Origin of the sequence: Mesorhizobium sp. NZP2234 (assembly GCF_013170765.1) — a bacterium.
GTDB lineage: Bacteria > Pseudomonadota > Alphaproteobacteria > Rhizobiales > Rhizobiaceae > Mesorhizobium > Mesorhizobium loti_D.
Genome location: NZ_CP033364.1, coordinates 4,380,482 through 4,393,231, shown reverse-complemented (window position 1 = coordinate 4,393,231; position 12,750 = coordinate 4,380,482). Strand labels below are relative to the sequence as shown.

Annotated in this window: 15 protein-coding genes and 1 tRNA gene; 9 read left to right on the top strand and 7 right to left on the bottom strand. The window is 61.6% G+C overall.

Annotation, left to right across the window (positions count from 1 at the left end):
• The first annotated feature begins 9 nt into the window (after positions 1–9).
• The 4 genes from EB230_RS21675 to EB230_RS21660 all read left to right on the top strand — a co-directional run bounded on the left by EB230_RS21675 (position 10) and on the right by EB230_RS21660 (position 4,831).
• Positions 10–1,197, top strand: coding sequence for a hypothetical protein (locus tag EB230_RS21675; protein WP_246738835.1), 1,188 nt, complete (start codon positions 10–12; stop codon positions 1,195–1,197).
• A 287-nt stretch (positions 1,198–1,484) separates the two neighbouring features.
• The gene (locus EB230_RS21670) at positions 1,485–2,519 is read left to right on the top strand and encodes an extracellular solute-binding protein (RefSeq protein WP_172373936.1); all 1,035 of its coding nucleotides are present in this window, start codon (positions 1,485–1,487) and stop codon (positions 2,517–2,519) included.
• A gap of 94 nt (positions 2,520–2,613) precedes the next feature.
• Positions 2,614–4,041, top strand: coding sequence for an amidase (locus EB230_RS21665; RefSeq protein WP_056566465.1), 1,428 nt, complete (start codon positions 2,614–2,616; stop codon positions 4,039–4,041).
• A 133-nt stretch (positions 4,042–4,174) separates the two neighbouring features.
• Positions 4,175–4,831 (top strand): TetR/AcrR family transcriptional regulator, encoded by a 657-nt coding sequence (locus tag EB230_RS21660; protein WP_246738834.1) that lies wholly within the window; start codon positions 4,175–4,177, stop codon positions 4,829–4,831.
• 5 nt (positions 4,832–4,836) lie between these two features.
• Here the strand turns inward: EB230_RS21660 and EB230_RS21655 are convergent, their stop codons facing one another.
• Genes EB230_RS21655 through EB230_RS21635 form a run of 5 tightly spaced genes read right to left on the bottom strand, consistent with a single transcriptional unit; the run spans position 4,837 to position 9,417 of the window.
• Positions 4,837–5,598 (bottom strand): MBL fold metallo-hydrolase, encoded by a 762-nt coding sequence (locus EB230_RS21655; RefSeq protein WP_065005073.1) that lies wholly within the window; start codon positions 5,596–5,598, stop codon positions 4,837–4,839.
• A gap of 1 nt (position 5,599) precedes the next feature.
• Complete coding sequence (locus EB230_RS21650; RefSeq protein WP_056566456.1) at positions 5,600–6,664, bottom strand: ABC transporter ATP-binding protein; 1,065 nt, start codon at positions 6,662–6,664, stop codon at positions 5,600–5,602.
• Positions 6,661–7,443: an ABC transporter permease gene (locus EB230_RS21645; protein WP_172373934.1), complete on the bottom strand. Its 783-nt coding sequence runs from the start codon at positions 7,441–7,443 to the stop codon at positions 6,661–6,663. Before EB230_RS21645 ends, EB230_RS21650 begins: the two co-directional genes overlap by 4 nt.
• Before the next feature lie 2 nt (positions 7,444–7,445).
• A complete protein-coding gene (locus EB230_RS21640) occupies positions 7,446–8,312 on the bottom strand; it encodes an ABC transporter permease (RefSeq protein WP_172373933.1) in 867 nt (288 codons plus the stop codon).
• Positions 8,313–8,325: 13 nt separating this feature from the next.
• Positions 8,326–9,417, bottom strand: a complete 1,092-nt coding sequence (locus tag EB230_RS21635; RefSeq protein WP_172373932.1) for a spermidine/putrescine ABC transporter substrate-binding protein — start codon at positions 9,415–9,417, stop codon at positions 8,326–8,328.
• Positions 9,418–9,507: 90 nt separating this feature from the next.
• Between EB230_RS21635 and EB230_RS21630 the strand changes: the two genes are divergently transcribed.
• Both EB230_RS21630 and EB230_RS21625 read left to right on the top strand, forming a co-directional pair.
• The gene (locus EB230_RS21630; RefSeq protein ID WP_056566443.1) at positions 9,508–10,122 is read left to right on the top strand and encodes a TetR/AcrR family transcriptional regulator; all 615 of its coding nucleotides are present in this window, start codon (positions 9,508–9,510) and stop codon (positions 10,120–10,122) included.
• A 127-nt stretch (positions 10,123–10,249) separates the two neighbouring features.
• A complete protein-coding gene (locus EB230_RS21625) occupies positions 10,250–10,819 on the top strand; it encodes a DUF2569 family protein (RefSeq protein WP_172373931.1) in 570 nt (189 codons plus the stop codon).
• Between the two features lie 50 nt (positions 10,820–10,869).
• Here EB230_RS21625 and EB230_RS21620 read toward each other — a convergent pair.
• Positions 10,870–10,945 (bottom strand) — tRNA-Thr (locus EB230_RS21620).
• Between the two features lie 134 nt (positions 10,946–11,079).
• Here EB230_RS21620 and EB230_RS21615 point away from each other — a divergent pair.
• From EB230_RS21615 to EB230_RS21605, 3 genes are all read left to right on the top strand, one after another.
• Positions 11,080–11,247, top strand: a complete 168-nt coding sequence (locus EB230_RS21615) for a hypothetical protein (protein ID WP_081850636.1) — start codon at positions 11,080–11,082, stop codon at positions 11,245–11,247.
• Positions 11,248–11,413: 166 nt separating this feature from the next.
• The gene (locus EB230_RS21610) at positions 11,414–11,605 is read left to right on the top strand and encodes a hypothetical protein (protein ID WP_172373930.1); all 192 of its coding nucleotides are present in this window, start codon (positions 11,414–11,416) and stop codon (positions 11,603–11,605) included.
• Positions 11,606–11,827: 222 nt separating this feature from the next.
• Positions 11,828–12,133, top strand: coding sequence for a BA14K family protein (locus tag EB230_RS21605; protein WP_056566846.1), 306 nt, complete (start codon positions 11,828–11,830; stop codon positions 12,131–12,133).
• Between the two features lie 67 nt (positions 12,134–12,200).
• Here the strand turns inward: EB230_RS21605 and EB230_RS21600 are convergent, their stop codons facing one another.
• Positions 12,201–12,635 carry a hypothetical protein gene (locus EB230_RS21600; RefSeq protein ID WP_172373929.1) on the bottom strand — a complete coding sequence of 145 codons (435 nt, stop codon included), beginning with the start codon at positions 12,633–12,635 and terminating at the stop codon, positions 12,201–12,203.
• Positions 12,636–12,750: the final 115 nt, after the last annotated feature.

Here is a 12,750-nt window from a genome sequence, read left to right as displayed (position 1 = left end):
AATCGGCGTTTGTGCCTTGGTCTCTGCTACTGTCATGGCGAGCCCCTACACCAAAGCCGGATGAATGCGAAGAGCCACGAATGGAGGGATTCTCGTCTGGCATTGTGCAGACGGATGTCTTGCGCCGTGCTTCTCGGCTCGTCGAAGCGTCGAACCTCTCTATCGCTCAGGCCTGCGCGGAAAACCGTTTCACACTTTTCCAGGACTTGCTTTAGGCTTGCCATGGGTCGCTGGCCGACCAGGACAAGCGACCATTGCTGGCAGGACCTCATGAAGCTGATTGTTGTGACCCCGGCAGGCCGCGAGAAGTACCTACGCCTGCTCAGCCACCATGTTCTGAAAAGTCCTGAGGTGCACGAATGGCATCTGTGGGACAATTGCCGCAACGAAGCCGATCGGGCCTATCTCCAGCGATTGGCTGCCAGCGATCCGCGCTGCAAGATAAAGACGGTTCCGAGCGCCGACGGCAGCATCGATGTCATCGGCAGATTCTTTCGCTTCTGTGACGATGCCGACGCTCTCTATCTGCGCCTCGACGACGATGTGGTCTTTCTGGAGGAGGGCTTCCTTCCCAGGTTCAAGGCGCGGGCCCTGGCGGAAAAGGGAGCGGCCCTCTGGTATGCGCCGCTCATCATCAACAACGCGGTCTGCAACAGCTTGATCAAGAATCTTTCCAGGGTCCTGATCGAGGGACCGCTCACCTGCCAGGCGATGTGTCCCTATTCCTGGGCTCATGCAAGCTTTCCAGAGGCGCTTCATCCGGTCTTCATCGAGGCTGTCCGGACGAACCGGCTGGGTGATTTCCGTGTGCCTGACCGGGAAATCAGACTGGGACGCTTCTCGATCAATGCGATCGGTTTTTTCGGGTCGGATATCCTGGAGACCGGCGAGCTTTTCTTCCCGCCGGGAAATGACGAGGAGGAATGGCTGTCAGCGACCTTGCCGACGAAGCTCGATCGGCCGGGAAAGGTTTTCGGCGATCTGGTCGCCGCGCATTTCAGCTTCTTCACCCAGGAGCAGCGTCTGCTGCAGACCAGCATCCTTGACGACTATTATGCGCTCGCCGGCCTGCCGGCTCCGCTTTACGAGAAGCCGGTTGTCCAAACGAGATTGAAGGACCGTCTGAGACCGTGGCGCAAGCCAAGGAATCGCGGTCCGGACTATCGGATTTCACTTCCCGCCAGCAGGGATGGCTGAAGCCCCGCGCGGCCTTCATCCGCTGCTCACCGTGTAGAACCGTGGCGGGTGACGGACAGCGACACGGCAATGCCGGTGTAAAGATATTGACTGTATAGTTAGTTATAATCTAGCTTCAGGCCAACGACCAAGTTGGCCAGCTGGCATCCGCAGTGAATGGCCGCGAAGAGGGGAATTTTGACTGCCGGTCGGCTCGCCATGGGCTGAATGGCATCGCCAGGCTTGTTCATCAGCAGGAGACGGACCGAGGCGGCAACGCGGCCGGTCCCAACAATGGGAGCACTAGCATGAACTGGAAACTGACCGCGGCGGCCCTGGGGCTGTCGCTGCTTGCCGCGACAGGCGCGGCCCGCGCCGATGGCGAACTCAACATCTACAACTGGGGCAACTACACCAGTCCGGACCTCATCAAGAAGTTCGAGGAGACCTACAAGATCAAGGTCACCGTAACGGACTACGATTCCAACGACACCGCATTGGCCAAGGTCCGCCAGGGTGCATCCGGCTATGACATCGTGGTGCCGTCAGCCAGTGTCGTGCCGATCTGGATCAGCGAAGGTCTGCTCCTGGAAACCGATCCCAACAAGATGGAGAACTTCAAGAATGTCGATCCGCGATGGGTCGATGTGCCCTTCGATCCGGGCCGCAAATACACAGTCCCATGGCAGTGGGGCACGACAGGCATTTCGGTGAACAAGGCGGTCTATGCCGGCGACCCGAACACGTCAGCGATCTTCCTCGACCCGCCGCCTGAGCTCGTCGGCAAGATCAATGTCGCGCCCGAAATGGGTGACATCATGTTTCTCGCCATCGCCTACGAGGGCGGCAAATACTGCACCGACGACATGCAGGTGCTGAAGAAGGTGCACGACAAGCTGGTCGAGGCAAAGGCGAAGTGGCTGTCGCTGGACTATGCGGCTGTCGACGGCCTGGGCAGGGGCGACATTGCCGCCGGCGTCAACTGGAACGGCATATCGCTGCGCGAGCGGCTCGAGAACGCCAAGATCGTCTACGGCTATCCCAAGGAAGGTTTCCCGATCTGGATGGACAATGTAGCCGTCCTCAAGGACGCCAGGAATGTCGAGAACGCCAAGCTCTTCCAGAACTTCATCATGGACCCGAAGAATGCCGCGATGATTTCGGCTTTCGCCCGCTATGCCAACGGCATCAAGGGCTCCGAGGCTTTCATGCCGGATGACATGAAGACGGCGCCCGAAGTGGCAATTCCGGCTGAATTCGCCGCCAAGGGCCAGTTCATGCCGGCCTGTCCACCGGATGTGCAGGCGCTCTACACGAAGATTTGGACCGACCTCCAGAAATAGCGCCGCCAACACCAACGAACAGCCACCGGACCGCGATGCGCGGTCCGGCAACCCTTCATGCCAAGTGCGATCTCACGATCGCGGGAGACTTCCGATGTCCGATCTCGACCTTTGCTACATGCCGGCCAATGAGGCGCTGCGGCTGTTCAAGGCGAAGAAACTGTCGCCCGTCGAATTGATGCGGGCCACCATCAGTCGTGCCGAAGCCACCAGATCGGCGATCAACTGCCACACCTTCACGCATTTCGAGGAAGCAATGGAGCTGGCCGCCAAGGCCGAGGCGAAATACGCAAAGGGCGCCAGGACCGGCGCGCTCGAAGGGCTGCCCATCGGCATCAAGGACGAGAGCTACATCAAGGGCAAGCCGACCTCGCACGGCTCGCTGCTGTCGAAGGATGCCATTGGTGGCCACACCTCGACCATGAACGAACGCATCATGAAGGCTGGCGGCATCGTCCATGCCCGCACGGCGACACCGGAATTCAGCTGCGCCGGCTATACTTGGTCGAAGCGGTGGGGTGTCACCCGCAATCCATGGAATCGCGACTTCACGCCGGGCGGCTCCTCAGGCGGTTCGGCTGCAACGCTCGCTTCCGGCACATCGGCGATCGCCACCGGCTCTGACATCGCCGGGTCCATCCGCATTCCCGCCTCGGCCTGCGGTCTTGTCGGCTTCAAACCGCCTTACGGCCGCAATCCGGACGAGCCGCCCTTCAACCTCGATTTCTATTGCCACACCGGGCCGCTGGCGCGAAACGTCAGGGATGCGATCCTGCTGCAGAATGTCATGGCCGGACCAAGCCCCCTCGACATCGCCACGCTGCGTCCCAAACTGCGCCTGCCGCTCGACTACAAGCCGATCAAGGGCTGGAAGATCGCTTTTTCGATGGATCTCGGTTCCTTTGAAGTCCATCCCGACGTGCGGAAGAATACGCTTGCCGCCTGCGATGTGTTCCGCGCGCTGGGTGCCACGGTCGAGGAGGTCGATCTCGGGTGGGGTGATGAAGTGCTCAAGGCCGGCATCGCTTATCTCGAGCACCTGTTCGGGGCCTCCCTGTCGCAACTGCTCAAGAAGCACGGCAAGGACATGACCAGCTATGCCAGGCAGTTCGCAGAGGACGGGCAGAAATCCAAGGCCACGGAGTTTGTCGCGACCCTCGATGTGGCGGCACGGATGTACCAGACGCTTGGTCCGTTGCTCGAGACCTACGACGTGCTGATCTGCCCGACGAACGCGCTTCCCGCGGTGCCGGCGGAGTTCGACCAGACCAGTGACAAGGTCGAGATCAACGGCAAAGAGGTGAACCCCTCGCTGGGATGGGTGATGACGACGCCGTTCAACATGCTGAGCCGCTGCCCGGTCCTGACCATACCGTCGGGCCGCGCCGCCAATGGCGTGCCGACCGGCATTCAGATCATCGGCCGCACCTATAGCGATGCCGATGTCTTCCGGGCAGGGTTGGCCTATGAAACGGCGCAGGGCCAATGGTATGGAAACGCGCGGACACGGCCGGCGCTTTGAGCGATTTCCGCGATGAGCCGGCGTGCCATATGCCGAAGTAACTTATGCGGCGGGATAGTTCCGCCGCCGGTCCGAAAGGCCTGACGAAATGGCGCAACGCAAGCCAACGGCAAAGCCGGAGAAACGTAAGGCTGTGGCAACGAAGGGCGCGGCCAACGATGCGGCGCCGCCCAGGGACCGTCGGCGCGAGCGTGGCGAAGCGAGTGTGCAGCGCATCATCGACGCCACCATCGAGCTCATCGCGGAGGAGGGCCTGGCGAGCGTCACCATGCAGCGCATCGCCGAACATGTCGGCTCGTCCAATGCGCTGGTCGTCTTTCATTTCCGCAGCAAGGAGAATCTGTTCCGGGCGGTGCTGCAGTATCTCAGCGATCAGTATGACGCGCTCTGGGTCACGCTGGTGCGGGCACCCGGCCTGTCGCCGGTTGAACGGTTATTGGGCGCGGTCGATTGCGCGCAACGCTTCGCCCGGCAGCACCCGAAATGGGTTTCTGTCTTCGTCGTGTTCTCCAGCGACCGCAAGAGCATGCAGATTTACAATGAAATCGGCCTGCCGAGCGACCTGGCCTACACCGCCGAAGCGCGCGAGCTGCTGGTCGAGATTTCGCGAAGCGGCGGCTACGCCGGCGTCGACATACAAACCTTGTCCGAGAGCCTGAATTATCTGGTTCACGGCGCGTGGTATTGGGATCACCTGAACCCTTCCAGCCGTGACACGGATGTGCTGCGCAAGACCATGCTGCTCCTGCTGCATCAGGCATTTCCACGGCATTTCGAATTGATGCGTTGATCTGACTACGGGGACTGCCGCAGATGGCAGCCTGCCTGCCGCTTCCGCGCCAGGTATTCGTCTATAAGCTGGCGGTAGCGCACCTTGCCGAAGCTCGGAAAATGGCCGCCATGCACGACCGAGACATCAAGGTCGCGCATGGCGAGCAGTGTCGCCACATAGTCCGGGACATCCGAGTGGTAGGCGTCGTCGATCAGCGGGCCATCATAGACGATGTCGCCGGACAGCAGGATGCCGGTCTTCTCCTCGTAGAGCGCGATGCCTCCGGGTGAATGGCCGGGTGTGTGGATCACCTCGAAGGCTCGGTCGCCGAGATCGACGACATCGCCATGTAAGAGCAGACGGTCGGCAGGGGCGGGCAGGATCCGGTAGCGGGACGACTCCCAACCCCGCGGCAATCGATCAAACATATCGTCGGTCGCATAGCGGTCAGCCACTGTCCATTCATTGCGCGGATCGGCGAGGATCTCCGCCTCGGCACGGTGCACGCAGCGGTCGGGAAATTCGTGATGGCAGCCGATATGGTCGAAATGCGTGTGGCTGGCGACGCAGGTCAGCTTGCGCTCGCTCACCAAAGGCACATGCGCGCGCAGGCTGAAATGGCCAAGACCGGTGTCGAACAGCAGGTCACGGTCGCGGCCGCGCACATGCCAGATGTTGCAGCGGAAGAACGGCTTGATCCATGGCTCGTGGATCAGCGTGACGCCGTCGGCCATGCGGATGGTCTCGTACCAATCAGCGGCGTCGATGGCCGGAAAACTTCCCATTTCAGTCCGCCAAAACGATGATCTGGTCGGTATCGCACGAAACGGCAACCGTGTCGCCGGGCTGAACGGTGGCTGACGCTTGCAGCTTGGCGATGAACTGCAGCGAGGGATCTTCGGCGGAAATGGCAAGCACGCGCTTGAAACTGCCCTGGAAGACCACGTCGCTCACTTTTGCCGTGCCGAGACCCGCGGTACCCGCGGCCCCGCCGAGAATGAGATGCTCCGGCCGTATGGCCAGCGCAATGGCCGAACCCGCGGGCAAAGTGCCGGGCACCAAAACCGGTCCGACAGGCGTCGTGACGGTGATCGTCCTGTCCCTGGCGTCCGTCACCTTGCCGGCAAGGATCGTGCTTTCACCCATGAAGGTGGCCGAAAAGCGCGTCGCCGGCCTGTGATAGACGCGCTCGGGCGGGCCTTCGTCCTCGATGCGGCCATCGTTCATCACCACGCAGTGGTCGGCCAGCGCCATCGCCTCCTCCTGGTCGTGGGTGACATGGATGAACGCGGTGCCGACGCGTTTCTGGATCGCTTTCAATTCGTCCTGCATCTGCCGGCGCAGTTTGAGGTCGAGCGCACCGAGCGGCTCGTCGAGCAGCAGAACCGCCGGCTCGATCACCAGCGCACGCGCCAGCGCCACGCGCTGCCGCTGGCCGCCGGAAAGCTGGTGCGGTTTCTTGTCGAAGGCGGAGCCCAGCCCGACCAGCGCCAGCGCCTCCCGCGCCCGGGCGGCGCGTGTCGCGCCGTCGACGCCCTGCATGCGCAGCCCAAACCCGACATTGCCACCGACGCTCATATGCGGAAACAGCGCGTAGTCCTGGAATACGGTCGTCGTCGGGCGCCTGGCCGGCGGCGTCGAGGTGCAGTCCGCGCCGCGGATGAACACCTTGCCCTCGCTGGGCGTGACGAAGCCGCCCAGGATAGAAAGCAGCGTCGTCTTGCCGGAGCCGGACGGGCCGAGCAGGATCGTGTAGCTGCCGGGCTCGATCCGCAGCGAGATGTCTTTCAGTACGGCCAGCTGCCCGAAACGGTGCGAGACGTTGCGGATGTCGACCAGGGGCGCGCTCATGCCGGCTTTCTCCGCAACAGGGTCAGTTCGAACAGCACCACCAGCACGATGGAAACGGCGAAGACCAGCGAACCGACGGCGTTGGTTTTCGGGTTGAGGCCGGAGCGCAACAGGTTCCAGATCTCCACCGGCAGCGTGGTATCGAAGCGCGTCAGCAGGAAGGAGATCACGAACTCATCCCAGGAGAAGGTCATCGACAGGAAGAAGCCGGCGAAGATGGCCGGCGCCATCACCGGCACGGTGATGAGGAGCAACACCTTCCATTCCGGCGCGCCGAGATCGCGCGCGGCGCGTTCGATGTTGATCTGGTGGTCGCCCATCTGGCTGTAGATGATGGCGAAGCACAGCGGCAGGTTGATCACGACATGGCCGATGCCGGCCGCCAGCAGCGATTTCGGCACGCCGGCCCAGTTGAACAGCACCAGGAGGCCCATGCCGATGATGAGGTAGCTGACCGTCAGCGGCAGCGTGATCAGACCGCGCAGCAGGCCCGAGCCCGGCAGCACGAAGCGAGCGAAACCCCAGGCCGAGAGGAAGCCCACCGTGACGGCGGCGGCCGAGGAAAGCACCGCAACCATCAGCGAATTGACCAGCGCCGAAGTCAGCCGGGCGTCGGAGAGCACCGCGTCGTACCAGCGCAGCGACGGGCCGGTGAAGGGCGGAATGGGGAAGGAGGTCGACTGCAGCGAGAACAGCACCAGCACGACAACCGGCAGGAAGATGAAGCCGTAGACGGCAAGCGCATAGACCCAGGAAACGGCGCGGACGAACTGGCGCATGGTCACGCCCGCTCGATCTTCAGCCAGCGCGCGCAGGCAAGATAGGCGATGCTCACCACCGCCATCAGGATGATCGACAGCGCCGAGGCCAGCGGAAAATCGCCGCGCCGGCCGATCTGCATCATCACCAGTTGCGGCATCAGAAGCTCATTGTTGCCGCCGAGGATCTGCGGCGTGATGTAGTCGCCGATGCACAGGACGAAGGTGAGGAAGGCGCCGACCATGATGCCGGGCAGGGTCAGCGGCAGGACGACATGCAGGAAGGTCCGCACCGGCCCGGCGCCGAGATCGGCGGCCGCCTTGCGGTAGCTCGGGCTGAGTTGCTTGAGGTTGGCGAAGATGGTCAGCGTCAACAGCATGACGAAGAAATGCACGAAGCCGGTGACGGTGGCCAGGCGTGTATTGGCCAGCTGCAGTGGCTCGGAGGTGAGACCTGAACCTGTCAGCACGCGGTTGATGACACCGTTCTGCGCCAGCACCAGCAGCCAGGAATAGGAGCGCACGACATAGGAGGTCCAGAACGGCAGCACGGCCAGCATCAGCGCCAGCCGCTGCCAGCGTTCCGGCACCTGTTCGGCGAGGATCCAGGCGAAGGGATAGGCGAGCAGCACCGAGACCACGGTGACGATCGCCGTCACTTGCAGCGAGTTGACCATCGCCTGCCAGTAGGACGGGTTGGTGAAGAACTGGCTGTAATTGGCAAGTGTGAAGCCGCCGCCTTCATGCGCCGTGAGGCTGGAAAACCCCATGGCGATGAACGGCAGCACGAAGAACAGCAGCGTCCAGCCAAGCGCCGGCGTGACCAGCGCCCAAGGCAAGGCGCGACCCGCCCGTGGCGGGGCACGCCCGTTGTGTCCAGCGGAGCTCATCAGCGGCGGGCGCTTACTTCGCCTGCAGCATTTCAGTCCACATATCCTGCATCTTCTTGTCGAGTTCGGCATTCGGCGCCGGATAGGACTGGGCGCGGGCAAGGAAACCCGGCTGCTCGTCGAAACGCAGGATCTTCTTCTGATCGTCGGTCAGCGCTGCCTTGGTGTTCGACGGCATGCCCCAATAGCAGGAGGAAGTGGCAAGCCGCGCCTGGCCTTCCGGGCTCAGTATGTACTGGATGAACTTCAGCGCCATGTCCTTGTTCTTGGAATCCTTGAACATGGCCAGCGACTGCGACCAAAGCACCGCGCCCTCTTTCGGGATCGAAAAATCCAGCGCCGGGTTTTCCTTCGCCAGCCCCGCCGTCACCCATTCGCCGCCGCCGACCAGAATATCGACTTCGCCGGTGGCGAGTGCCGTCTGGCTGGCGGTCACTTCGCCGACCAGCTTGGCGTTGGCCTTCATCTTGAGGAGCTCTTCCTTGAGGGCGGGCAGGTCGGCTTCGGTGAGGTCAGCCGTCTTCTTGCCGATGGCGAGCGCCGCCATGCCGATGACGGGCAGGTAATAATCGTAGATGGCAACCTTGCCCTTGTATTTGTCTGACGTCAGCGATGCCAGGGACTGCATGTCGGCCGGATCGACCTTGGTCTTGTTGAAGCCGATCGTGTTGTAGCCGAACTTTTCGGTGATGCCGTAACGCTTGCCGCCCACCACTGTGGAGCCGTCCATCTTCACCTGTGGGAAGAGGTCGGTGAAGGGCAGTTTGTCTTCCGGCAGCGGCTCGAACAGGCCCTTTTCGACGCCGCGCGGCACGTCGATGCTGTCGATCACCATCACGTCCCAGTCGCCTGGCTGCGACTGCTCGACGATCGCGAGACCGGCGCCGGTGCCCTCGAATTCCTTGACGTTGACCTTGACGTTGTTGGCCTCCTCGAAGGGTTGCAGCAGCGCCGGATCGGAATGGTCGCACCAGATCAGCGCGTTGAGATCGGCGGCCTCGGCGAGGCTGCCGGCGGCAAGCAGCAGTGCCGTGGCGGCGCATGCCGCGTGCAAGTGGCGCTTCAGGACGGACAGCGGATTCCCGGCTGCGGATTTGATGGACATCGAGTGTTCTCCCTTGCCTTTGTGACTTCTTGCAAAAAATTGAACCAATTCTAAAATTGAGTCAATTCTGTTTTTATGGCAAGAGGCGATATGAGCGGATTGCGGGCAAGGCAAAAGGCGGACCGGCACAGGCGCATCATCGAGGCGGCGGCGGCGCTCTTTCGCGAGGCCGGCTATGAGGGTGCCAAGATCGAGGCAATCGCCGCCCAGGCCGAGGTCTCCGTCGGCACGATCTACAATTACTATGAGAACAAGGGCGACATCCTCGGCGCCATCGTCTCGCTGGAGGTCAACGAGGTGCTCAATGCCGGGCGCGGCGTCGTCGCCCGGCCGCCGGCCAATGTCGGTGATGCGCTGGACACGCTGGTCGGCATCTATATCGAGCACTCGCTACACTATCTCAGCAAGGAGATGTGGCGGCAGGCGATGGCGATCTCGACGCAATTGCCCGACAGCCCGTTCGGCCAGGCCTACACCGCGCTCGACCGCTCTCTCACCGAACAGATCCGCGCGCTGATCGCCAGGTTGCAGCAGATCGGCCTGGTACGGCAGGATATAGACGGGGCAGCCCTGGGCGAACTGATCTTCAACAACATGAACATGATGTTCATCGAATTCGTGAAGCGCGACGAGGCCAGGATACCGGAACTGCGCGCGGCGATACGCCGGCAGAACCGGATATTGGTGGCGGCGATCGGGGTTTAAGGGAGTCAGGAGCAGACAGGAGAAATCCTTGTCTCGGCATCCAACGTCGCTCGATGCGAGGCTCGCCTCTTGAGTTGAAACTGAAATCTGATACAACTTGAGAGGGTATAAAAAGGGGGAGAGGTAGATGGGGGCGTTTTCCATCTGGCATTTGGCGATCGTGCTGCTGTTGATCGGCGTGCCTGTTTTCTTTGCCGTTCGATCAGCCGTGAAGCCGTCGCAGAACCCTGAGGCTCTTGTGGGCTTCGGCGGTTGGCTGATGCTGCTGGCGATCGGTCAGGCATTGTCGCCGCTGCGCACACTGGCCGACTTCGCCAATTCGGCCGACGGCTACCAGCAACTCATGACCCTCTCCAATGGGCCACTGGTGGTGTATGGTGAGGTTGCCCTCAACCTCGCATTTCTGGCGCTTCAGCTGGTTGTGCTTGTGTCGATGCTTCGGCGCAGCCATCGCTTTCCGCAATTGTTTCTGCTTCAGTGGCTTGCGATCCCTGTCGTCTTTGTCCTGGACACGATCTGGATCGCCTCCATTCTGAGTGTTCCGGTGAGCCAGGTGCTCGCAGGCGATGCGCTGGCGGCACCGATAGTTTCGTTTGTTTTGACAGGCATCTGGGTCGCGTATGTCTACAGGTCCGTCAGGGTGCGGAATACGTTCACCCGGACGAACGTATCGGCCCATCCAGTGGGTGCCTCCTAGGGAGGCCGCGCTCGGAAGATTTGGACGCTCGGGGAATCGTCGGTCAGAGCTGGTGCCCCCGGCAGGAATCGAACCCGCGACCTTCGGTTTACAAAACCGCTGCTCTACCAGCTGAGCTACAAGGGCATGGCGCCCCGTTAGCATATTTCGTGCGTCAGTAAAGACAAAACTCCATTTTCAGTTACCCGCAGCGTGCTGAAATCCACCAAGACGCTTCCTACATAGACACCAGGTGCAATCGCTTCGGACTGGAGTGTCGCATGATCAGGCTTGTCATCATTCTCCCCATCGTCGTCATCGCCTGGATGCTGCTGGTCAAGCTCATCAGCGACGTGAAGAAGGCCAATGTCGACTGGACCGGCGTGACCACGATCATCGGCTTCATTGCGCTCGCCTTCTGGCTGCGTCACATCACGGGCATGGGGTGAGGGGTAGTCAATAGTCGGTAGTGGTCCGCGACCTCGTGTGATCCGCCTCTCGCTACTCCTACGCCTCACCGAAAAATCTCCTCGACCTTTCGAACCTTTTCCGCGCCACGACGACTGAGGTTCGGAGGCGAATGGGTCGCCTCGATCAAGGGTCCGGGAGATCATCATGTTCAAGCGCACTCTGACATCAGGCCTCGTCGCCACCGGCGCGCTTGCCGGCACCGTCGGCACGTCGTCTGCTCACGGTATGCATAATCATCATCACAACCATCACCACAAGAAGCACTTCAAGAAGCATTGGTGGTGGCACCACAACCATCATCACCACAAGCACGGCAAGGTGATCATTTTCCTTTGATGGAGGGACCCACTTCTCCTCACAAGGGCGGCTTCGGCCGCCCTTTTTCATTGGATGCGCCCTTCGTCGGATCGTGGGACGAAACGAGAGATACCGGGTGAGGGTACGACCGGGCCGGCTCTGCAAAAAATCGAAAAAAGATTCGAACCTTTTCCTGCGCGGCAACGACAGATGATCAAGAGGCGGATGGATCGCCTCGGTCAACGAAGCAAGGAGATCATCATGTTCAAGCGCACACTCGTTTCCGGCCTCATCGCCACCACCGCCGCCACCACCATGCTGGTCGGTACCGTTCAGCCTTCGGCGGCTCATTCGCATCACCACGACCTCGGCATCGGCATCGCCGCCGGCGTCGGCGGGTTCGTCCTGGGCAGCCTGCTCGCCCAGCAGCCGCCGCGTACCGTCTATGTCGACGAAGACGGCGGTTCCTGGCACGTCCGTCGCTGCTTCGATCGCTACTCCAGCTACGATCCGGACTCCGACACCTATGTCGGTTACGACGGCTATCGTCACTACTGCCGGCTCTGAGGGGAGGACTGTTCAACAACAGAAAGGGGGCTCGCGGGAGCCCCTTTTTCCGTTGTCTCACAAATGCTTACAGTTGGGTTTTCGAGCTGGAATCGGACATTGGCAATCCGGCTGCGTTGCATGTGCTGCCGACAATATGCCTCGTTTCCGAAGCGTCGCCCATGGCGACCAGTTCGAAGCTGCTTCCCGAATCCGGGTAGATCTTGGCAATGAAGGCTTGGTCGCGGCCGTAGCCGGCGGAGGAATCCTTGCCGTTGACGAAGCCGCAGACGACGATCTCCTTGCGGCCGTTCAGCGTCCGCTCGCCGGCAAGCATCCTTCCGAACTTGGCGGAGGCAGGATCCGGCAAGCGCTGACGGATGCCGGTGGTTATGATCTCCTCCAGGGCAAGCGGGATCGGAATGGGTTCGACCCGCTGGCCTCCGCCGGCATCAGGTCGAGGTGCCGCCGCTACGCATCCGCAAAGTGAAGCCGTAAGCAAGAGCTGAACCGTTTTCCGCATCCGTGCCCTTTCGCATGCATTCGAACGCCGCGGCAAGGCGGCGTCATGCTGCCGTGGTTTCCAGCGATTTTGCGAACGTCCAGTCGGCCATTCAAGCGCCAGCAGAGGGGAGAGT

Bases quoted from the DNA above. Each gene is read 5' to 3' on its own strand.
- EB230_RS21670 (WP_172373936.1), top strand. From the start codon at position 1,485: ATGAACTGGAAACTGACCGCGGCGGCCCTGGGGCTGTCGCTGCTTGCC.
- EB230_RS21665 (WP_056566465.1), top strand. From the start codon at position 2,614: ATGTCCGATCTCGACCTTTGCTACATGCCGGCCAATGAGGCGCTGCGG.
- EB230_RS21655 (WP_065005073.1), bottom strand. From the start codon at position 5,598: ATGGGAAGTTTTCCGGCCATCGACGCCGCTGATTGGTACGAGACCATC.
- EB230_RS21650 (WP_056566456.1), bottom strand. From the start codon at position 6,664: ATGAGCGCGCCCCTGGTCGACATCCGCAACGTCTCGCACCGTTTCGGG.
- EB230_RS21645 (WP_172373934.1), bottom strand. From the start codon at position 7,443: ATGCGCCAGTTCGTCCGCGCCGTTTCCTGGGTCTATGCGCTTGCCGTC.
- EB230_RS21640 (WP_172373933.1), bottom strand. From the start codon at position 8,312: ATGAGCTCCGCTGGACACAACGGGCGTGCCCCGCCACGGGCGGGTCGC.
- EB230_RS21635 (WP_172373932.1), bottom strand. From the start codon at position 9,417: ATGTCCATCAAATCCGCAGCCGGGAATCCGCTGTCCGTCCTGAAGCGC.
- EB230_RS21630 (WP_056566443.1), top strand. From the start codon at position 9,508: ATGAGCGGATTGCGGGCAAGGCAAAAGGCGGACCGGCACAGGCGCATC.
- EB230_RS21625 (WP_172373931.1), top strand. From the start codon at position 10,250: ATGGGGGCGTTTTCCATCTGGCATTTGGCGATCGTGCTGCTGTTGATC.
- EB230_RS21615 (WP_081850636.1), top strand. From the start codon at position 11,080: ATGATCAGGCTTGTCATCATTCTCCCCATCGTCGTCATCGCCTGGATG.
- EB230_RS21610 (WP_172373930.1), top strand. From the start codon at position 11,414: ATGTTCAAGCGCACTCTGACATCAGGCCTCGTCGCCACCGGCGCGCTT.
- EB230_RS21605 (WP_056566846.1), top strand. From the start codon at position 11,828: ATGTTCAAGCGCACACTCGTTTCCGGCCTCATCGCCACCACCGCCGCC.
- EB230_RS21600 (WP_172373929.1), bottom strand. From the start codon at position 12,635: ATGCGGAAAACGGTTCAGCTCTTGCTTACGGCTTCACTTTGCGGATGC.